The 20,015-nt window shown below is 71.3% G+C and carries 15 protein-coding genes; 8 read left to right on the forward strand and 7 right to left on the reverse strand.

Annotation, left to right across the window (positions count from 1 at the left end; all coding sequences use genetic code 11):
- The first annotated feature begins 250 nt into the window (after nt 1-250).
- The 4 genes from ACIQMU_RS00795 to ACIQMU_RS00810 all read left to right on the forward strand — a co-directional run bounded on the left by ACIQMU_RS00795 (nt 251) and on the right by ACIQMU_RS00810 (nt 5,220).
- A complete protein-coding gene (locus tag ACIQMU_RS00795; protein WP_402687988.1) occupies nt 251-3,487 on the forward strand; it encodes a nitrate- and nitrite sensing domain-containing protein in 3,237 nt (1,078 codons plus the stop codon).
- Nucleotides 3,488-3,497: 10 nt separating this feature from the next.
- Nucleotides 3,498-3,911 carry a roadblock/LC7 domain-containing protein gene (locus ACIQMU_RS00800; protein ID WP_006127847.1) on the forward strand — a complete coding sequence of 138 codons (414 nt, stop codon included), beginning with the start codon at nt 3,498-3,500 and terminating at the stop codon, nt 3,909-3,911.
- A gap of 90 nt (nt 3,912-4,001) precedes the next feature.
- A complete protein-coding gene (locus tag ACIQMU_RS00805; protein WP_402687989.1) occupies nt 4,002-4,658 on the forward strand; it encodes a DUF742 domain-containing protein in 657 nt (218 codons plus the stop codon).
- On the forward strand, nt 4,639-5,220 hold the full coding sequence (locus ACIQMU_RS00810) for an ATP/GTP-binding protein (RefSeq protein ID WP_014048542.1): 582 nt from the start codon (nt 4,639-4,641) through the stop codon (nt 5,218-5,220). Before ACIQMU_RS00805 ends, ACIQMU_RS00810 begins: the two co-directional genes overlap by 20 nt.
- A 72-nt stretch (nt 5,221-5,292) precedes the next feature.
- Here ACIQMU_RS00810 and ACIQMU_RS00815 read toward each other — a convergent pair whose 3' ends face one another.
- The 3 genes from ACIQMU_RS00815 to ACIQMU_RS00825 form a co-directional block, all read right to left on the reverse strand.
- Nucleotides 5,293-5,496: an acyl-CoA carboxylase subunit epsilon gene (locus ACIQMU_RS00815; RefSeq protein WP_030076048.1), complete on the reverse strand. Its 204-nt coding sequence runs from the start codon at nt 5,494-5,496 to the stop codon at nt 5,293-5,295.
- Between the two features lie 69 nt (nt 5,497-5,565).
- Nucleotides 5,566-7,149, reverse strand: a complete 1,584-nt coding sequence (locus ACIQMU_RS00820; protein ID WP_352238396.1) for an acyl-CoA carboxylase subunit beta — start codon at nt 7,147-7,149, stop codon at nt 5,566-5,568.
- 329 nt (nt 7,150-7,478) lie between these two features.
- A complete protein-coding gene (locus ACIQMU_RS00825) occupies nt 7,479-11,348 on the reverse strand; it encodes an endo-alpha-N-acetylgalactosaminidase family protein (protein WP_352238395.1) in 3,870 nt (1,289 codons plus the stop codon).
- A 373-nt stretch (nt 11,349-11,721) separates the two neighbouring features.
- Between ACIQMU_RS00825 and ACIQMU_RS00830 the strand changes: the two genes are divergently transcribed.
- The 3 genes from ACIQMU_RS00830 to ACIQMU_RS00840 all read left to right on the forward strand — a co-directional run bounded on the left by ACIQMU_RS00830 (nt 11,722) and on the right by ACIQMU_RS00840 (nt 14,847).
- Nucleotides 11,722-12,948, forward strand: coding sequence for a beta-1,3-glucanase family protein (locus tag ACIQMU_RS00830; protein WP_352238394.1), 1,227 nt, complete (start codon nt 11,722-11,724; stop codon nt 12,946-12,948).
- A gap of 319 nt (nt 12,949-13,267) precedes the next feature.
- Nucleotides 13,268-13,945 (forward strand): peptidoglycan-binding domain-containing protein, encoded by a 678-nt coding sequence (locus ACIQMU_RS00835; protein ID WP_402687990.1) that lies wholly within the window; start codon nt 13,268-13,270, stop codon nt 13,943-13,945.
- 281 nt (nt 13,946-14,226) lie between these two features.
- The gene (locus ACIQMU_RS00840; RefSeq protein ID WP_402687991.1) at nt 14,227-14,847 is read left to right on the forward strand and encodes a YceI family protein; all 621 of its coding nucleotides are present in this window, start codon (nt 14,227-14,229) and stop codon (nt 14,845-14,847) included.
- Between the two features lie 172 nt (nt 14,848-15,019).
- Here the strand turns inward: ACIQMU_RS00840 and ACIQMU_RS00845 are convergent, their stop codons facing one another.
- The 4 genes from ACIQMU_RS00845 to ACIQMU_RS00860 form a co-directional block, all read right to left on the reverse strand.
- Entirely contained in the window at nt 15,020-16,051 is a 1,032-nt protein-coding gene (locus ACIQMU_RS00845) for an iron-siderophore ABC transporter substrate-binding protein (RefSeq protein WP_402687992.1), read from the reverse strand.
- A gap of 118 nt (nt 16,052-16,169) precedes the next feature.
- Nucleotides 16,170-17,021, reverse strand: coding sequence for an ABC transporter ATP-binding protein (locus ACIQMU_RS00850; RefSeq protein WP_352238568.1), 852 nt, complete (start codon nt 17,019-17,021; stop codon nt 16,170-16,172).
- A gap of 22 nt (nt 17,022-17,043) precedes the next feature.
- Nucleotides 17,044-18,132 carry a FecCD family ABC transporter permease gene (locus ACIQMU_RS00855; RefSeq protein ID WP_402687993.1) on the reverse strand — a complete coding sequence of 363 codons (1,089 nt, stop codon included), beginning with the start codon at nt 18,130-18,132 and terminating at the stop codon, nt 17,044-17,046.
- Nucleotides 18,129-19,196, reverse strand: a complete 1,068-nt coding sequence (locus tag ACIQMU_RS00860; RefSeq protein ID WP_352238389.1) for an iron chelate uptake ABC transporter family permease subunit — start codon at nt 19,194-19,196, stop codon at nt 18,129-18,131. The genes ACIQMU_RS00855 and ACIQMU_RS00860 overlap by 4 nt, the downstream gene beginning before the upstream one ends.
- A gap of 202 nt (nt 19,197-19,398) precedes the next feature.
- On the opposite strand from ACIQMU_RS00860, the gene ACIQMU_RS00865 reads away from it, so the two are divergent.
- Nucleotides 19,399-19,971 (forward strand): MSMEG_1061 family FMN-dependent PPOX-type flavoprotein, encoded by a 573-nt coding sequence (locus ACIQMU_RS00865; protein ID WP_352238388.1) that lies wholly within the window; start codon nt 19,399-19,401, stop codon nt 19,969-19,971.
- The last annotated feature ends 44 nt before the right edge of the window (nt 19,972-20,015 follow it).

Raw genomic sequence — 20,015 nt, forward strand, 5'->3', positions numbered from 1 at the left:
AGAATTGACTCCACACCGCCACCCGACGCATCCGTTCGGTGCCACTGCGCTCACATGAGCCCCGCCTTTTGACGGGGCTCGCTCTTTATGCCCGTTTTATCTGAGGTCTGGGCCACTCGGAATCAGAGATTCCGAGTGTTTGGAACGGGGACCGTCCCCATGCTGCAATGCGACGAACTCCCCAGTAGTACGGCCCTGAACGAATAATCCGGCACAGCGTAGGTGCCGACGCCGAGAGGTTGTTGGTCGAGTGAGGCGAAGCAACGAGGGCTCTGCGGCTCAGCCCGAGCGGGGCAATTTCACCCCGCCGTCGCGCGCTGCGGCGTCCCCTGCGGAGGCGCCCGGCAGAGAGCCCGCGGGTGGCGGCAGCACCGGCCGGATGGCCCCGCGCAACTGGCGGGTGGCCACCCGGCTGAACGCGATCCTCCTGATCCCGGTGCTGGTCGGCCTCGTCATGGGCGGCTTCCAGGTGAAGGGCTCCATCGACACCTGGAGCGAGGCGCAGGAAGCCGAGAAGATCGCCCTCGTCGTTCGCGCCGCGTCCGACTACGGGCAGGCGCTGCTGAACGAGCGGGACCTCACCGCCGAGCCGCTCCTCTCCGGCGACCGGGACGCCGATGTGATCGAGGAGACCCGGGCCACCACGGACGAGGCGGCGCGGAAGTTCGACGCCGCGGTCGAAAAGATGCCGGCGAAGCCCAGCCTGGAGCGGCGTCTGAAGCTCTTCAAGGCCGAGGAGCCCAAGCTCCCCGAGCTCCGCAAGGCCGCCTACGCGCAGGCCCTGGACCCGGTGAAGACCGAAGAGGGCTACACCGAGGTCCAGCACTCCCTGATGCAGTTCGCCAATGAGCTGGGGCTCGGCACCGGCAACATCACCAGCTACGGCCGTACCGTCTACGCGATCGAGCTGTCCAAGGCCGCAGAATCGCTTCAGCGCTCGATCGGCACGCACCTGCTGGTGCGCCCGAGCAAGAAGCCGGGCACGTACGACGAACAGGTCAAAGCCTTCAGCTCGTACAACTACCTGGAGCAGATCGCGCTCGCCGAGTTCAACTCCGGCGGGACCCAGGCCGACGTCGACCGCCTCAAGCAGGTCATGGCCGGCCAGGCCGCCGAGGGCGCCAAGCGGCTCAAGGCGGCCAAGGAGCAGGCCGACGCCGCGGGCGAGCCCTTCGTGGCCCCGCCCAGCATCGACGGCTCGGTCTTCGACGGCATGGCCCGGGAGATCGGCAAGGGGCAGGACCCCGAGGCGCTGGCGGCCAAGGGCGTCACGCCCGAGACCTGGATGGCCGCTGCCACCGCCAAGTTCGACGGGTACGCCACCGTCGAGGACGAGCTGCTGAGCAAGGCGGTGAACGAGGCCGCGGAGATCTCCGCGGACGCCAAGACCGACGCGCTCGTCAACGGCCTCGTCGTCGTCATCGCGCTGCTCGCCGCGTTCATCCTGGCCGGGCTCATGGCCCGCCAGATGAGCCGCTCGATGCGCCAGCTGCGTACCGCCGCCTTCTCCATCGCCGAGCAGCGGCTGCCCTCCCTCGTCGACCAGCTCTCGCGCACCGACCCCGGCCGGGTCGACACCCGGGTGCAGCCGATCCCGATCACCACGCAGGACGAGATCGGCGAGGTCGCCCGCGCCTTCGACCAGGTCCACCGCGAGGCCGTCCGGCTAGCCGCCGAGCAGGCCATGCTGCGGGGCAACGTCAACGCCATCTTCACGAACCTCTCGCGCCGCAACCAGTCGCTCATCGAGGGCCAGCTGACCCTCATCACCGACCTGGAGAACAACGAGGCCGACCCGGACCAGCTGGAGAGCCTCTTCAAGCTGGACCACCTGGCGACGCGCATGCGCCGCAACGGCGAGAACCTCCTCGTCCTCGCGGGCGAGGAGCCCGGCCGCCGCTGGGACCAGCCGGTGCCGCTGGTGGACGTGTTGCGGGCCGCCTCCTCCGAGGTGGAGTCCTACGAGCGCATCGAGCTGTCCGGTGTGCCGGAGGCCGAGATCCACGGCCGGGCCGTCACCGACCTCGTGCACCTGCTGGCCGAGCTGCTGGAGAACGCCACCACGTTCTCCTCGCCGCAGACGAAGGTCAAGGTCACCGCGACCCGGCTGCCCGACGGCCGGGTGATGGTCGAGATCCACGACAAGGGCATCGGGCTCACGGCCGAGGACTTCGCCGACATCAACCACAAGCTGGCCAACCCGCCGACCGTGGACGCCGCGGTGTCCCAGCGCATGGGCCTCTTCGTCGTCGGCCGGCTGGCCGACCGGCACGGGATCCGGGTCCAGCTGCGCCCCTCCGGCGAGCAGGCCGGCACCACCTCGCTGGTCATGCTGCCGGACGCCATCACCCACGGTGGCGGTGGCGAAGCGCACGGCGGCCAGGACGACTTCACCGTCTCCTCGATCATTCCGGAGCAGCAGCAGACCTTCGAGCAGGCGCCCCGGCAGGCCCCGATGCGCACCGCGGCGGAGCTCGGCTTCGACGACTCGCGCTACGAGGTCCCGGCGGACCCGGCGCAGCTGGACCCGGTCGGCCGCTCGCTGATGCGCGAGGAGCGCAGGGCGGCCCTGGAGGCCCAGACGGGCGCGGGCGATCCGTACGGGGACGGCGCCCAGGAGCAGCGGGGCTACGCGGCGGAGTCGTACGCGGGCGACCCGTACGCCGGGCAGCAGCAGCCGCAGCAGTACGCCGATGAGCGCTACGGCCAGGACCAGTACGGGCAGCAGCCGTACCAGGAGTCGTACCAGCAGCATCAGCAGTACGGCGCCGAGGCCGGCTATCCGCAGCAGCGGGACCAGCAGCCGCAGCAGGACGAGCGGCACCCGGCGGACGCCTACCCGGAAGCGGCCTACGGCGTGCCGGACGCTCCCGCGGGTCAGTACGCCGACCCGTACGCGGCGCCGGCGGCCCCGGCCCACCAGGATGACTGGCCTGTTCAGAGCGGTTCCCAGAACGCTTATGAGCCGATGGCTCCCGCAGCGTCGGATTCTGTTCCGAGCGCGCCCGCGGAGCCCGCGGAGAGCGTAGGCTTCGATCGTCCGGGGTCCGCCCCGAACGTCGGCCACGAGCTGACCGAAGCCGGTCTGCCGCGCCGGGGCGGTCAGCAGCACTGGCAGCCCGGCGGGCATGGAAACGACCAGCCCGATCCGGCTCCGCAGTCCCCGCCTGAGCAGGAACAGCGGCAGGACGCGCAGACGGACGGGGACGGCACCGACGACTGGCGCTCGACGAACGACGAGCGCTGGGAGCGGGCCGAGCAACTCCGTGAGCCGAAGGCGGGCGGAATCACCCCCTCCGGTCTCCCCCGGCGCGTGCCCAAGGCCAACCTGGTCGAGGGCACGGCGGAGCAGACCCAGCAGGGCGGCCCACAGGTCTCCCGTGCGCCCGAGGACGTCCGCGGCAGGTTGAGCAACCTGCGGCGAGGGGTCCAGCAGGGACGCAGCGCGGGGTCGGACACCAGTACCACCTACAACCAGGAGCGTTAGTGTGAGCCCGATGAGCCAGGCGGCGCAGAATCTCAACTGGTTGATCACCAATTTCGTGGACAACACCCCAGGGGTGTCGCACACGGTGGTGGTCTCCGCCGACGGACTCCTGCTGGCGATGTCCGAGGGATTCCCGCGCGACCGCGCCGACCAACTGGCGGCCGTCGCCTCCGGTCTGACGTCGCTGACCGCGGGCGCCTCGCGGATCTTCGAGGGCGGCGCCGTGAATCAGACCGTTGTGGAGATGGAGCGTGGATTCCTCTTCATCATGTCCATTTCCGACGGGTCCTCGCTCGCTGTTCTGGCCCACCCGGACGCCGATATCGGCCTGGTTGGGTATGAAATGGCCCTTCTGGTCGACCGCGCGGGCAGCGTTCTGACTCCGGACCTCCGCGCCGAACTTCAGGGAAGTCTTCTTAACTAGCAAACACACAGTGCGTTTCACGCCACCGCACCATAAAGTGCGGTGGCGCGGCCCCACTGGGATCGGCGACCGGCAGTCGGAGGAGGAAACGTGGCAGCACCCACAGGCGGACACCCTTACGACGGTGACCAGAAGGTCCCGGGTGAGCACGGTGACAACCGTTTCGGCTTCCCCGCCGCACCTGGTGGGCAGGGCCCCGGGCAGTACCGGCCCTACCGGCAGCCACGGCACCAGCCGCAGCAGGAGGCTCACGGCGCCCAGGGCTCCGAGTGGCCTCCGCAGCAGCCGGGGGCCGGGTGGCCGCAGCAGTCCCAGCAGCCGCAGCCTCAGCAACCCCAGCGGTACGACGCGCCTCCTCAGCCGGGGCAGCGGCGACGGGCTCCCGAGCCCGCCAAGCCCGCCGCGCACAATCCGCTGGTCCGTCCGTACGCCATGACCGGCGGCCGGACCCGACCGCGGTACCAGCTCGCCATCGAGGCGCTGGTCAGCACCACGGCCGATCCGTCCCGGCTGCAAGGGCAGTTGCCCGAGCACCAGCGGATCTGCCGGCTCTGCGTCGAGATCAAGTCGGTCGCCGAGATCTCGGCCCTTCTCTCGATCCCCCTCGGCGTTGCCCGGATCCTCGTCGCCGACCTGGCCGAGGCCGGACTCGTCGCTATCCATCAGCCCGGCGGCGACGAGACCGCCGGGGGCCAGCCAGATGTGACACTGCTCGAAAGGGTGCTCAGTGGACTTCGCAAGCTCTAGCGGCGGAGCGGCCCGCTCCACTACCTCGGCGAAGATCGTGGTGGCAGGGGGCTTCGGCGTGGGTAAAACCACGTTTGTCGGTGCCGTTTCGGAGATCAATCCGCTGCGCACCGAAGCCGTGATGACGTCCGCCTCGGCGGGCATCGACGATCTGACCCACACCGGGGACAAGACCACCACGACGGTGGCCATGGACTTCGGCCGCATCACGCTCGACCAGGATCTGATCCTGTACCTCTTCGGCACACCGGGCCAGGACCGCTTCTGGTTCATGTGGGACGACCTCGTCCGCGGCGCCATCGGCGCCGTCGTCCTGGTCGACACCCGCCGCCTCGCCGACTGCTTCCCCGCCGTCGACTACTTCGAGAACAGCGGACTGCCCTTCGTCATCGCCCTCAACGGCTTCGACGGACACCAGCCCTACACCCCCGACGAAGTACGCGAAGCACTCCAGATCGGACCCGACACCCCGATCCTGACCACGGACGCCCGCCACCGCGCGGACGCCAAGAGCGCGCTGATCACACTGGTCGAGCACGCGCTGATGGCACGCCTGCGCTGAGGTTCCGGCACGACGGGAAGGGCCCCGCACTCCGTGAGGAGTGCGGGGCCCTTCTCCGTGGCGGGCGGGCGCTCAGCCCTGCCAGCTGTGCGGCGCGCGGAAGCCCGGGGTGCGCTCCAGGCGGCGCCAGCCGGCGGTGTCACGGCCCCGGTGGGCGGGGGCCGCGGGCTGGGCGGCGGCGCGGGCCATCAGGACGGCGGTGATGGCCGCCAGCTCCTCGGGGTCGGCGTGACCCTTCTCGACGCGCAGGACGGACTCGGCGGACGTCAGGCTCATGCGGGGTGTCTCCGTCTTCTCGGCAGGATGTCGTGGGCCGCGCGGCGGATCGCGCCGCTGCGGGGGCGACTACTGCGGGGGGTTGCCGTGCTTGCGGGACGGCAGGTCGGCGTGCTTACTGCGGAGCATGGCGAGCGAGGCGATGAGCACCTCGCGGGTCTCGGCGGGGTCGATGACGTCATCGACGAGGCCGCGCTCGGCCGCGTAGTAGGGGTGCATCAGCTCGGCCTTGTACTCCTTGACCATGCGGGCGCGCATGGCCTCGGGGTCCTCGGCGTCGGCGATCTGGCGGCGGAAGATGACGTTGGCCGCGCCCTCGGCGCCCATCACCGCGATCTCGTTGGTGGGCCAGGCGTAGGTGAGGTCGGCTCCGATGGACTGGCTGTCCATGACGATGTACGCGCCTCCGTATGCCTTCCGCAGGATCAGGGAGATCCGCGGCACCGTGGCGTTGCAGTAGGCGTACAGCAGCTTCGCACCGTGCCGGATGATCCCACCGTGCTCCTGGTCGACGCCGGGTAGGAAGCCGGGGACGTCCAGAAGGGTGATGATGGGGATGTTGAAGGCGTCACACATCTGGACGAAACGCGCGGCCTTCTCGGACGCCTCGATGTCCAGCACCCCGGCCAGCGCCTGCGGCTGGTTGGCGACGATGCCGACGACCTGGCCGTCCAGGCGGGCCATCGCGCAGATGATGTTGCGGGCCCAGCGCTCGTGGATCTCCAGGTAGTCGCCGTCGTCGACGAGCTCCTCGATCACCTTGTGCATGTCGTACGGGCGGTTGCCGTCCGCCGGGACCAGGTCCAGGAGCACGTCGCCGCGCCGGTCGGCGGGGTCGTCGCTCTCCACCGTCGGGGGGTTCTCGCGGTTGTTGGAGGGCAGCATCCCGATGAGGTAGCGGACCTCCGCGATGCAGGTCTCCTCGTCGTCGTACGCGAAGTGCGCGACGCCGGAGGTCTCGGCGTGCACGTCCGCGCCGCCGAGGCCGTTCTGGGTGATCTCCTCGCCGGTGACCGCCTTGACGACGTCCGGTCCGGTGATGAACATCTGCGAGGTCTCACGGACCATGAACACGAAGTCGGTGAGCGCCGGGCTGTAGGCCGCGCCACCCGCGCACGGGCCGAGCATCACGCTGATCTGCGGGATCACGCCACTGGCCCGGGTGTTGCGCTGGAAGATGCCGCCGTAGCCGGCGAGCGCGGAGACGCCCTCCTGGATACGGGCTCCGGCGCCGTCGTTCAGCGACACCAGCGGGGCCCCGGCCGAGATGGCCATGTCCATGATCTTGTGGATCTTCGTGGCGTGGGCCTCGCCCAGCGCCCCGCCGAAGATCCTGAAGTCGTGCGCGTAGACGAAGACCGTGCGGCCCTCGACCGTGCCCCACCCGGTGATGACACCGTCGGTGTAGGGCTTCTTGGCCTCCAGGCCGAATCCCGTGGCCCGGTGCCGGCGGAGCTGCTCGACCTCCTTGAACGAACCGGGGTCGACCAGCAGCTCGATCCGCTCACGGGCCGTCAGCTTGCCCTTGGCGTGCTGTGCCTCGGTCGCCCGCTCGCTCGGTCCGCGCCGCGCCTGCTCGCGCAGGGCCAGCAGTTCGGCCACCCGGCCTCGGGCGTCGTTCGGCTCACCCTGGGTTTCGTCCACAACGGTCATGTACCGACCCTACGAACACCGACCCAGAAATCGTGCCGTCCACTCCGTACAGTCTCCTGCCCGGTTTCGTGGTGGGAGTGAACAGAACCGTGGCTCCATGCACGCGAACCACCAGCAGAACGCCGCCTCCCCTTGTGTGATCCCTACAAAGGCGGGGGTGTGCCGTGGACCACAGGCCATCGAGCGGAACCCGAGCCTCGTCCGAGGATTCCGGGCTCCCCCGAGTATGCCGCAGGCCCTTGGCCCGACGCCGCAGGGGCGGCCCCGGTCCCCCGGTGCCGCCCCCGCCGCGGTCGTTCCGCGTCAGCCTCCCCCATCGGCCTCGTGGGTCAACCTCCGCAGTGGAAGCGGGCGTCGCCCCAGTCGGCGTGGTCGTTGCCGTTGCCGTCGCCACCGTCCCGGACGACCAGCTCGACGTACTTCGCACCGGTGACGTCGGCGGTGAGCTTCCAGGCGGGGTCGGCCGCCCCCAGCACCGGTGACGCCACCTTCTCCGTGCCGTCGGCGGTCACCGAGAACCGCACACTGCCCCGGGTGGCCTGGACGTCGTCCACGCCCACCTCGGCGGTGAAGGAGGTGCACCTCCCGCCCAGGTAGTAGCGGATCTTCGCCGGCGCGTGCGTGCCCAGGCCCTTGGCGTAGGCGACGCCGCCGACCTTCAGCGGGCCGCCGTCGCCTGCCGCGGCCTCCCCGTTGGACCGGTCGCGCTCGACCGGGCCCCAGCCGTTCTGCGAGGCGGTCCAGTCGAGGTCGCCGGCCCAGCTGTCCGCGGTGGGCGGCGGCGGGAGAGTACGAACGGAGGTTCCCGCACCGAGCGTCCGAGCGGCTCCCCCGACGGCGTACGTGGCCTGCGCCTCCAGCGCGTACGTGTCGTACGGGGCGTCGACCGGCGGGGTGACCCGCCAGCTGCCCGTGACCTTCGCGCCCGGGGCGACCGAGTCGAAGGCGACCGCGCCCGCGGGCTCGGCCTTCCAGCCCTCGGGCACGGTCAGCGCGAGCCGCACACCGGTGGCGGCACTCGCCTCGTCGTTGCCGAAGGTCGCCTTCACGGTGTTCGGGGCTCCCGGTTCCAGGGTCTCGGCGTCGGCGGCCAGGCCGAGCGTGCCGCAGACGGCCTCCTGCCCGGCGGGGGCCGGTCCGAGATCGGTCACCGTGAAGCCGTCGAGCACGAAGTCCGCGCCCTCGGGCGCCCCGGACCGCTTGCGCAGCCCGGTCCAGGCGTCGCCGCAGCCGGCGGTGAGCGTCCGGCTGAAGTGCCCGGTGGTGCGCTGCTCCCCGATCGGGGTGGCCCGGGTCTCGGTCGAGGACGCCTTGCCGCCGGCGACCCGGTCGTAGCCCTCCACCCAGCTGTAGGCCCCCGCGTGGCTGGACTGGTAGTCGAACTCGACCTCGTACCGGTGGCCGTCCTTCATCGGGACGGTCCACGGGGCGGTGCGGTAGACGAGGCCGGTGTTCTCCTCGTGGGACTTCAGGGACTCCTTCCCGCCGAGCACGTCGTCGATCAGTTTCCCGTTCCAGCCGGACTGGGTGTACGGGGCGTGGAGCTGCGAAATGCTGGTGCGGGGGTCGGTGGAACCGCCCGCGTCGCCCTTGAGGAAGGGGCCCCAGCCCTGGTCGACGGCCTCGAAGTCCTCGTACACCACCGTGCCGGGGCGGGTGGCGGGGGCGTTCTCGACGATCCGTACGTCATCGGCGCGAACCCTCGCCGAGCTGCCCGCCGCCGCCTCGACGCGGAAGGTGGCGCGGCCGTTCGCGGGGGCGGTGAAGTTGACCTTGGCGCGCTGGAAGGAGGTGCCGTGCCAGTCGGACGCGGCGACGAAGTCCTCGGCCGTGGAGCGCTCGACCGCCACCGAACTCCCGCCGGCGCTCAGCACCGTACGACGGCTCTCGCCCGGCTCGACCTCGATGAGGGCGGAGGCGGTGTAGCGCTTCCCCGGGGTGAGGCCGGTGACGGTCTGGGAGAGCGAGGCCCGGTTCCGGCCGGTGAGTCCGGCGCTGTTGCGGCCCTGCTCGTCGGTGTCGCGGACGACCGTGCCGGTCTTCGTCCAGCCCGTCAGGTCTCGGTCGTTGAAGCCCGGGTCCGTCAGTCCGGTGCCCTTCCCCCAGTCGGGGGCGGACTCCTTCGGCGCCCGGTGGGGGTACAGGACGTACGCCTGTCCGGCGGTGGCGGCCAGTGTGACCCTCCCCTTCTCGGGGCGGACTGTGGCGACCTTCTTCCGCCCGTTGTCGGTCAGCTCGTAGAGGGTGTGGGGGCCGTTGCCCGGCACCTCCCAGGTGCTGGTGCCGCCGGTCTCGCTGTAGTGGTAGAACTTCTTCCCGCCGTCCCACGGCAGCAGGTAGTCGGTGCCGCTGAGCACCTTGCGGCCCTGGTCGTAGAAGGTCCGCTCGCCGTCCTCGACCGTGCCGCGCACCCCGCCGGTGAAGGTGATGTCGTTGCCGTCCCAGCGGGTGATCCTCTGTTGCTGGAGGTATTTCGCGGGGAGGTTCTTCTGCCAGATGTTGGCGGTGAACGCGTTCCAGTCGGTCTCGCCGGTCCAGCCCTCGAAGTCCTCCAGGGCACTCTGACCGAGGACCGGGTGGTTGTTCCAGACGTCCTTCTCGCTGTTGCGGATGAACCGGATGATCTGTGAGTTCAGGCCCTTGTTGGTGGCTCCGCCGTAGTTCAGGTCGTTGGCCCAGTGCGACCAGAGCGAGGCGCGCTCGAACTTGTCGGCCCACTCGGTGCCGACCGTCCAGCCCTGCTTCTGCACGGCCTGGATCGTCTTGTCGGCGATCCAGCCGTGGCTGTAGTAGACGTCGATGTAGAGGAAGTCGAGGTTTTCGTCGGTCTCGTCGCGCAGTTGCTGGAAACGCTTGGCCAGGTCGCCGCTGTTGATGTCGCGGCGCTGGTCGATGTAGTAGCTCTGGTTGAGCCAGTTCCAGCCGGGCCTGGCCTTGTCCACGAGCTGCTCGGAGAAGGCGTTCGCCTCCGGGTAGGACTCGGTGGCGTTGACGTGGACGCCGAAGTCGGCGCCCCACTTCTTCCCCTGCTTCAGCAGGGTGTTGAGGTCCTTCAGCCCGCCGGCCCGCTTGTTGTAGTTGCCGCCGTAGTCCGGGTGGGCGGAGTCGTGGCCCTCGGAGCCGTACCCCTTGAGGACGGCGAGCTGGCCGAGGCCGTCGGTGGCCTTCGAGACGCGCTTGACGTCGTCCAGGGTGCGCAGGAAGGGGTGGGTGGCCTGGCTGGCGAAGTTGAACGGGATGTGGGTGACGACCCGGTTCGCGGTGTCCTCGCTGCCGGGCGCGGTGACGCCGATCGAGCGGAAGGCGACGGCTCCGTCCTGCCAGTCGACGGCCTTGTCGCCGTTGGCGTCGGGGGTGACGACGACCTTGGCCCACGGCAGGTTCTCGCCGCTCTCGGGCTTCGGCGCGCCCTCGCCCCGGTAGGTCCACTGGCCGGACCAGACGCCGACCCGGACGCCGCCGCCCTCCTCGGTGCGCGCCTGGTGCCAGAAGCGGGCGTCGTCGCCGCCGGTGGCCCCGGCGGGCTTGTCGTACGAGGAGTTGGACTCGACGGCCGCGGCGAGTGCGCCGTGGTTGACGATCGCGTAGCTGGCGCCGGCGGGCGCCGCGTCGGGCTTCGTCGCGTCGGTGATCTCCGCGAAGACGTCGGCGGTGCGGGTGGAGTCGGGGTCGAGCTTCGTGAACGCGGTGGCGGCCCCGGCCTCGGTGGACCCGACGGAGATCAGGTCGTGCCCCGGGATGTCGATCGTGCCGACCCGGAAGGCGGCCGTGTCGCGGACGGCGGTCACCTGGAACGTGGTGGCCCGCCCGGAGACGGTGAGCGAGGCGTCGATCTCGACGCCCGGCAGGGATTCGAAGGCGAGGGTGTAGCGGGCCGCGGAGCGGGTGACCTCCGGTTCGCCCTTGAGTTTCACCGGGCGGGCGGTCCCGTTGAGGGTGACCGCGGTCACCGGCCGGGTGGAGCCGAGCAGCTGCTCACCGCTCGCCCGGTCGGTGTACGACAGGACGCGCGGGAAGTCGTCGGCGACGGCGACGGCGAGCCGGCCGGATCCGATGACGGCGGATCCGCCGGCCTCCGACGCCCCCGCCGGAGAGGGGGACGGGTCGGCGGCTGCGGCGGGGAGGGCGGTCCCCACGAGCGCCAGGACGGCTGCTGAGGCCGCGGCGACCAGGCCGGGGCGAGGGAATCTTGGCGACATGGCCCCTGAGTAGTCGCCGTGTCCGGACACCGTCAACGAACTTCGGCACCGGGGGGCGACTCCGTCCAACAACCCCGGTGCGTTAGTCCAAGTCAGGACGGTGCGGGCCGGGTCCGGGCTTCGTTCACCTCTTGGCCGGCTCCTCTCCCGTACGGTCGCGGTTCGCATCCGCTCGGTTCCGTCAAGTACCGCTTCGAGGCGTCGAGTTGTGAAGACTCCGAGCAAGTGAGAGCGCTCTCAGTCGCATGTCTTGACGCTCACGCCGGGCCTCGCGAAAGTGGTGCGCACCGCAGGCGCCCCCACGGCCCGGACCCTTCCGGCGCCACCCCCCACCACCCGCCTGCGGCCCCCACACACACCTCGGGAGTCCCTCGTGATCTCACGCAGAACGTTCCTGACCGGCAGCGCCGCCACGGCCGCGGCATTGACGTACCCCGCCTGGGGCGCCGCTCTGAGCCCCCGCGCCTCGGCGGCCCCCGCGACCTGCGAACTGGCCCTGGAGAACAGGTCGCTGCCGGGCACGGTGCACGCCTATGTGACCGGCCGCGAGCTGGGCACCGGCCGCTGGACGCTGCTCAGGGCCGACGGCGGCGTCTACCGCCCCGAGTCCCCCGGCGCCCCGCAGACCCCGCTGCCCGTCGACTGCGCGATCCCGCTCAGGGGCGCGGGCGCGGGTCCGGTCGTGCTGACCCTGCCGCAGATGTACGGGGCGCGGATCTACTTCGTCCGCGACGACAAGCTGGACTTCTACCTCAACCCGGGCCCCGCCCTGGTCGAGCCCGCCTTCGCGACGCCGGCGGACCCGAACTACGGACGCACCTGGTCGTTCTGCGAGTTCACCTTCAACACGCAGCAGCTGTACTCCAACATCAGCTACGTCGACCTGATCACCGCCCTGCCGATCGGAATCACCCTGGAGGGCGACGGGACCCACGTCGTCGCACCGCACCCGCAGGACGCGGTACGGCGGATCGCGGACGACCTCCTCGCCCAGGCCGCGGCCGACGGGCAGCCGTGGGACAAGCTGATCACCCGGAGCGGCGACGGCGACGTCCTGCGGGTCGTCTCGCCGCAGAACGTCATGGCCCCGTTCTTCGACCGCCCCGCCGAGATGCCGTTCCGGGACCTGTTCACCGCGCGGATCGACGAGGTCTGGGAGAAGTACCGCTCCCAGGACCTGCGCATCGACCTCCAGGGCGGCCGGGGCACACGGGCCGGCCGGGTCATCGGGGACACGCTGACCTTCGAGGGCGGCCACACCTTCGTCAGGCCGGAGACGAAGGACATCTTCACCTGCAACCACGGCCCGTTCACCAACAACCCCGGCGACTCCGACGACAAGAAGGCGATCCTGGCCCGGCTGGCGGCGGGCTTCAACCGCTCGATCATGCTGAGCCACCCGAGCCAGCCGAACGGCACGTCGGCGGCGGACTACTACAGGGGGCCGGTCACCAACCACTGGTCCCGGGTGGTGCACGCGAACAGCCCGATCGGCTACGCGTTCCCGTACGACGACGTCCGCCCGGACGGCGAGCCGGACGTCTCGGGGGCGGCCCACGACGGGAATCCGCGTCGCTTCACGGTGAGCGTGGGCTCCTGACGCCCGCCCGCCCGCCCGGCAGGCGGCGGCGCCCCGCCCGCGCGCCAGGCCCGTCGCGCCCCCCGCCTGCCGGGCGGGGGGCGCGACGGGCGCCGACGGGCGCCCGGCCCCATCGCGCGCCCTGCGGACGGGAGAACCTCTCCCGCCTTTCGGGCGGGCGGGTCCCGCCTCCGCCACGGGCACGCGCCCGCCGCCCTCCGCCCGCCGGACGGGCTCTCACTCATCCGGCCAGCACCCGAAGGGCGGCATCCGATATCTCATCAATTGACCGCTTGTGTGGCGTTCTTGACTTCGCCCTATCACTCCGGGACGGTGCCGTATGCGAATGAACCGACTCCCCCGGCGGCTCCTCACGGCAGTCGCCGCCGGATTCCTGCTGATCGTCGCGGCCCCGGCCCACGCGGCCCCCTCCCCGCCGGGGTCCCCCGCTCCCCAGGCCCCCGGCGCGCACGGTCTGCGCGCCTTCCAGCAGAGCTACGGGCTGCCCCCGACCGGCCGCGTGGACACCGTCACCGCCCAGCTGCTCAGGACGGCCCCGGACAGTGAGCTGCGGACGTTCTTCGCCGCCCCGTCCGACCTCGGCCCGGAGCAGCTGGCCCACGCCAGGACGGTCATCGGCGTCGGGAAGGGGGCGGAGCTCCCCGAGGAGGCACAGGTCATCGCACTGATGACGGCCATGCAGGAGTCGAAGTTCGTCAACTACACGTCCCCGGTCGACCACGACTCGCTCGGCGTGTTCCAGCAGCGCCCCAGCATGGGCTGGGGCACGCCGGCACAGATCACCCATGTGCCGACCGCGTCCAAGTCCTTCTACGGGCTCCCGTCGCCCAGCGCGAATCCGGGACTGCTCCAGACCGTCGGCTGGGAGTCGATGGAGCCGGGCGACGTGTGCCAGGCGGTCCAGCGGTCCGCGCACCCGGACCGCTACGCGCAGTGGGAGGACTTCGCCCGGGACCTGCTGGAGCGGGAGGGCCCGGACGCCGACCCCCTCGCGTAGGACCTGAGCACTCGGGGCCGCCCCGGCGCGGCGCGGGACGGCCCCGGGCCGTCGCCCGTGTCAGCGGCCTCCGCAGTCGCAGTACGTCACGCCCCCGTGGTCGCCCTCGTCCGCGCGGACGCCGCCGGAGCCCGACCGGCACTGGCGCGCGCCGTCGCCGCACCCCGTCACAGATGTTGAACTTTGAACTAGATGCGGTTACAGTCGAACTCGTTGAAGGTTGAACAACACCTTCGACGCCGCTCGATCCGTCCCCCGCAGCGCATCCCCGAGGAGGAGCCATGGCTCTGTTCAACCGCAAGTCGACCGCCGCCCCGACCGTCACCGAGGCCCCCGCGGTGGACCCTGCGCTGGCCGCCCTGACCGGCACGTACACCGTTGACCCCGCACACAGCAGCATCGGATTCACCGTGCGCCACGCGATGGTCACGAACGTGCGCGGCTCCTTCGGCGAGCACGAGGGCACCCTGGTCCTGGACGGCACCGACCCGTCCGACTCCTCCGCCTCCATCGACGTGAAGATCGCCAGCGTCGACACCGGCATCGCCGACCGCGACGGCCACCTGGTCAGCGGCGACTTCTTCGACGCCGAGAAGTTCCCCCTCATGTCGTTCCGCTCGACGAAGGCCGAGCAGCTGGGCGGCGAGGCGTACCGGATCACCGGCGACCTGACCATCAAGGACGTCACGCGCCCGCTCGCCATCGACCTGGAGTTCAACGGCTCCGCCACCGACGTCTACGGCAACGAGCGCGTCGGCTTCGAGGGCAGCGCCGACATCCTGCGCTCCGACTGGGGCCTGACCTGGAACGCGGCGCTGGAGACCGGCGGTGTGATGGTCAGCGACAAGGTGAAGCTGACCTTCGACATCTCCGCGATCAAGGCCGCCGCCCCGGCGGCCTGACGCCCCCGCCGTCGAGCGCGTCCGCCCGGTACGCAGCAGCGCCCCGCACCCGGTTTCCCGGGAACGGGGCGCGCCGCGCGTTCCGTACCGCTCCGCGTCCCGGGTTCGCCGGGAGGCGTGTCCGGCGCCGACGCAAGCGTCGCGTCCGGCGCTGCTTCGCCGCCTTCTCCCGCTACTTCGCCACCTTCTCCGCGAACAGCGGGACGACCTTCTCCAGCGCGTACGAGACGGACAGGACCGAGTCCGTGGCGAACGCCTGCGAGATGCCCTGGTCGTCGAAGACGAGGTCGTTGCCCGCCTCGACCGACGGAACGGCCCTGTACAGCGGGTCGTCGCTGATGTCGGCGGCCGGGATGCCGATCGGGGCCATGACCGTCAGATCGGCGTCGAGCAGGTCCAGGTTCTCCTTGGAGACGGGGACGGAGAAACCTTCGCCCGCCTCGGCCTCGGCCTTCGGGTTGTTCTCGAAGCCGAGCCGCTCGACGAAGTCGACGCGCCCGGTGCCGCCGACGTAGACGCCGAAGCCCTCCGAGGTGCGCGAGCCGACCGTGATGGTCTTGCCCTTGAACTCCGGGTGGGCCTTCGCGGCGGCCTCGAACTTCTTCCCGGTCTCCGCGATCAGTTCCTCGCCCTTCTCCGGCACGCCCATCGCGGCGGCGATCATCGTGGTCTGCCGCTCCCACGAGATCTTGTACTGGTCACCGCCCTCGGGCACGCCCACGGTCGGGGCGATCTTCTTCAGGGTGTCGTAGCGGGTCCGGTCGCCGCTGGACTTGGTGTCCAGGATCAGATCCGGCTGGAGGGAGGCGATCTTCTCGAACTCCGGCTCCATCGTGCCGATCAGCTCCGGCTTCTTGTCGTACAGGCCCTTGGCCCACGGGCCGACGCCCTCGCCGCCGAACGGCAGCCAGTCGCTGGCCCCGACCGGCTGGCCACCGAGCGCCAGCACGGTCTCGGCGTCGCCCCAGCCGAGGGCGACGATGCGCTGGGGCCGCTTGTCGACGGTGACCTCACCGAACTTCGTCGCCACCGTGGCCGGGAAGGCGCCGTCGGACGCGCCCGTGGAGGCGGACGAGGACGCGGAGCTGTCGGTGTCGTCCGACGAACCGCAGGCCGAGAGGCCGACGAGCAGGGCGGCGACGGCACCGGCCGCGAGGACGGGGGTGCGGCGGGGGCGCCAGGTGCGGAGAGCGGAAGCGTTCATACCCTTAGGTTAGCCTCACCTAATGACAACGGTGCCATCGGGTAGGTCGGACCCGGGGCGCCCGAGTGCGTACGGGGCGGGGCCCCGGCACACCCCGGTACCCCGGTACGCACGACGCTCAGGCGGCCGGGCCCTTCACGTGGTGGCGGCCCAGCGGTACGACCATCGGGGTGGCCGACGCGGGGTCCTCGATCACCGAGCAGCGCATGCCGAAGACCTCACCGACGAGCTCCTCCGTGACGATGTCGACCGGCCGGCCCTCCGCGACGATCCGCCCCGCCTTCATCGCGATCATGTGGTCCGCGTACCGGCAGGCCAGGTTCAGGTCGTGCAGCACGGCCACCATGGTGACGCCCTGCTCGCGGTTGAGGTCGGTGAGCAGGTCCAGGACGTCCAACTGGTGACTGGCGTCCAGGAAGGTCGTCGGCTCGTCGAGCAGCAGGATGTCCGTGCGCTGGGCCAGCGCCATCGCGATCCACACCCGCTGGCGCTGGCCGCCCGACAGCTCGTCCACGGAACGGTCCGCGAGTTGGAGGACGTCGGTCGACAGCAGCGCCCGCGCGACCGCCTCGTCGTCCTCGGCGCTCCAGCGGCGGAACCAGCCCTGATGGGGGTAACGGCCCCGCCCGACCAGGTCGGAGACGGTGATGCCCTCCGGGGCGGTGGGGCTCTGCGGCAGGATCCCGAGGACGGAGGCGACCTCTTTGGTCGGCGTCTCCTGGATGGACCGGCCGTTCAGGAGCACCGCCCCGGCGGTGGGCGCCAGCAGCCGGGCCATCGCCCTCAGCAGCGTCGATTTGCCGCAGGCGTTGGGGCCCACGATGACCGTGATCCTCCCGGGCGGCACGGCCACGCTCAGGCCGGGGACGATCTCGCGTTCACCGTAGCCGAGCCGGACGTCGCGGGCTTCCAGAGTGTGATCGGCCACGAGGGGGCCACGCCTTTCGTCGTCCGTCTGATACGTCGCCATGTCCTTCTGGTACGTCGCCATCTCAACCCCCTCCGCCCACGCGGTTGGCGCGGGCCAGGAGCAGGAGCAGGTAGGGGGCGCCGATGACGCTGGTGACCACGCCCACCGGCAGTTGCACGGAGGGCAGCGCGTGCTGCGCCGCGAAGTCGGCGACCAGCACCAGCAGCGCCCCGGTCAGGGCCGCCTGCGGCAGGGCCGCGCCCCGGCCGGGGACCAGGCGGCGGGCGATCGGTGCGGCGACGAACGCCACGAACCCGACGGGCCCGGCGGCGGCGGTCGCGACCCCGGCGAGCGCGGTCGCGCAGCCCAGCAGCGCGAGCCGGCCGCTCTCGACCTTCGCACCGAGCCCGGCGGCGGCGTCGTCCCCGAGCTGGAGGGGGCGCAGCGCGTGGGCGGCGATGAAGGTCAGCGGGACGAGGACGCCGAGGGCCGCGAGCAGCGGCCACACCTGGCCCCAGGAACGGCCGTTGAGGCTGCCCGCCAGCCAGCGGAACGCCTCCTGCGCATCGGTGACGTCGGACCGGGCCATCGCGTACCAGACGATGCTGGAGAGGCCCGTCCCGACGCCGATCCCGACGAGGACCAGGCGCTGGCCGGCGATGCCCTGCCGCCAGGCGAGCAGATAGATGCCCGCCCCGGCGACCAGGGAGCCGGAGAGGGCGCTCGCGGAGAGGGCGAGCCCGCTGACCTGGAAGAGCAGGGCGGCGGTGACGGCGACAGCAGAGGCCCCGGCGCTGATGCCGATGAGGTCGGGGCTGGCGAGCGGGTTGCGCAGCACGGTCTGGAAGACGGCTCCGGAGAGGCCGAAGCCGGCGCCGACGAGGATCGCGAGGAGGGCGCGGGGCAACCGCAGTTCCAGGACGACGAACCGTGATCCGCCGTCGCCGCCGCCGAACAGGGTGGCGACGACCTTCCCGATCGGCATCACCATGTCGCCGAAGCGGAGCGAGACGCCGAACGCGACGATCACGGCGGCCAGCAGTGCGCCGCCGACGAGGACGGAGCGCCGAAGGCTCCGGCCGCGTACGGCGGACACCTGGCGTACGGCTTCGGCGAGCCGCTCCTTGTCCGCGTTCGCGGCGTCCTCGGCGATGACGTACGCCCGGCTCACAGTTCCACCAGCTTCCTGCGCCGGACCAGCCAGATGAACGGGACGCAGCCGATGGCGGCCGTGATCACGCCGACCTGCACCTCGCCGGGGCGGGCGATGACCCGGCCGACGATGTCGGCGACCAGCAGCATGACCGGGGCGAGGACCATGCTGTACGGGAGAACCCAGCGGTAGTCGGGTCCGGTGATGAGGCGGGCGGCGTGGGGTACGGCGAGCCCGACGAAGCCGATGGGCCCGGCGACGACCGTGGCGGCCCCGCACAGGATCACCACGGCCAGGGCGGACACCAGTCGGATGGTCCCGACCCGCTGGCCGAGGCCGCGGGCCAGGTCGTCGCCGAGGGAGAGGGCGTTGAGCTGCGGCCCGAGGGCCAGCGCGAGGACGACGCCGACCGCGATGAACGGCGAGATCTGCCAGAGCACCTCGGAGCCGCGGGCGGTCAGCGCGCCGAGCTGCCAGAACCGGAACTGGTCGTAGCCGCCCCGGTCCTGGAGGAGGATCGCGCTGGTCACCGAGGTGAGGACGGCACTGGTGGCGGCCCCCGCCAGCGCCAGCTTCACCGGCGTCGCACCCTCCCGCCCGAGCGAGCCGACCCCGTACACGAGGAGGGCGGCGAGCAGTGCGCCGAGGAAGCCGAACCAGATGAACTGGGTGGCGACCGTGAAGCCGAGCAGGGTGATCGAGCACACCACGGCCACGGCCGCGCCCGCGTTGATGCCGAGGAGCTGGGGGTCGGCGAGCGGGTTGCGGGCGACGCCCTGCATCACCGCGCCCGCGAGGCCGAGCGCCGCACCGGCGAGCAGCCCGGCGACGGTGCGCGGGACGCGGACCTCCTGGACGATGAGCTGGCCCTTGACCGAGACGTCCGGGTCGAGCACCCCGTCGACGACGTCCCGGAAGGGCACGTCGCCCGAGCCGATGGCGAGACTGGCGACCGCGGAGAGGAACAGCACGGCGAGGGCGGCCAGGAGCCCGAGGGCGAGCACGGGCCGGCTGTGCTTGCGCCGCGCCTCCTTGCCGCCGCCCGACACCTTCTCCTTCTCCAGGAGGGCCGGGCCGCTCACGACCCGGCCGCCGGGGCAGCCGGTATGCGGTGGTGCACTTGTTGTTCCTCACGCTGGTTCGTCGGCGCTCGGCGACCGGGAGGCGCCCTCGTTGGCCGGTCCACCCCGGACAGGGAACGCGAGGGGACCCAAAGTAAGGTCACCCTAACAGCGCCTGTTCGACCGTGCGCCGCCACGCCCTCCCCAGCTTCGGAGCCCCTCCTTGCCGTACGCCGCCGACACCACCGCCCTCGCCACCGGTCCACTGGCCGGGGCCGTGCCCCTGGGTTCGGCGGACGAACTGCGCGAACTCCTGGGCGTCCCGCACCCGATCGTCATCGACAAGGTCCACGACCGGCTCACCGACGACGACCTGGACCTGCTCGCCCGCTCCCCGCTGTGCACGCTGGCCACGTCGGACGCGGCCGGAAACTGCGACGCCAGCCCGCGCGGCGACGGCCCCGGCTTCACCCATGTCCTGGACCCGGGCACCATCGCCCTGCCTGACCGCCCGGGAAACCGCCGCGCGGACAGCTTCCACAACATCCTGGCGAACCCGCGTGTGGGCCTGCTCTACCTGATACCCGGCGCGATGGACGTCCTGCGTGTCAACGGCCGGGCCCGCATCGTCACGGACGCCCCGTTCTTCGACGCGATGACGGTGAAGGGCCAACGCCCGAAGCTCGCCCTGGTCGTCGAGATCGACGAGATCTTCCGCCACTGCCCGGCGTCGCTGAAGCGGTCGGGGGTATGGGCGCCTCAGACGTGGGCGGGCTCAGGAACATCGGCGAGCTAAGCGCTGTCCCGCAACGTTGAGGCGGCAGGTTGAGAGACCGAGGG

The sequence above is a fragment of the Streptomyces sp. NPDC091649 genome (assembly GCF_044756785.1).
In the GTDB taxonomy this organism is placed as follows: domain Bacteria; phylum Actinomycetota; class Actinomycetes; order Streptomycetales; family Streptomycetaceae; genus Streptomyces.

What these genes read in the sequence shown, in the direction of transcription:
- ACIQMU_RS00845 (WP_402687992.1), bottom strand. Translation starts at nt 16,051, where the DNA reads ATGAACGCTTCCGCTCTCCGCACCTGGCGCCCCCGCCGCACCCCCGTC.
- ACIQMU_RS00815 (WP_030076048.1), bottom strand. Translation starts at nt 5,496, where the DNA reads ATGAGCCTGACGTCCGCCGAGTCCGTCCTGCGCGTCGAGAAGGGTCAC.
- ACIQMU_RS00825 (WP_352238395.1), bottom strand. Translation starts at nt 11,348, where the DNA reads ATGTCGCCAAGATTCCCTCGCCCCGGCCTGGTCGCCGCGGCCTCAGCA.
- ACIQMU_RS00835 (WP_402687990.1), top strand. Translation starts at nt 13,268, where the DNA reads ATGCGAATGAACCGACTCCCCCGGCGGCTCCTCACGGCAGTCGCCGCC.
- ACIQMU_RS00820 (WP_352238396.1), bottom strand. Translation starts at nt 7,149, where the DNA reads ATGACCGTTGTGGACGAAACCCAGGGTGAGCCGAACGACGCCCGAGGC.
- ACIQMU_RS00850 (WP_352238568.1), bottom strand. Translation starts at nt 17,021, where the DNA reads ATGGCGACGTATCAGACGGACGACGAAAGGCGTGGCCCCCTCGTGGCC.
- ACIQMU_RS00840 (WP_402687991.1), top strand. Translation starts at nt 14,227, where the DNA reads ATGGCTCTGTTCAACCGCAAGTCGACCGCCGCCCCGACCGTCACCGAG.
- ACIQMU_RS00800 (WP_006127847.1), top strand. Translation starts at nt 3,498, where the DNA reads ATGAGCCAGGCGGCGCAGAATCTCAACTGGTTGATCACCAATTTCGTG.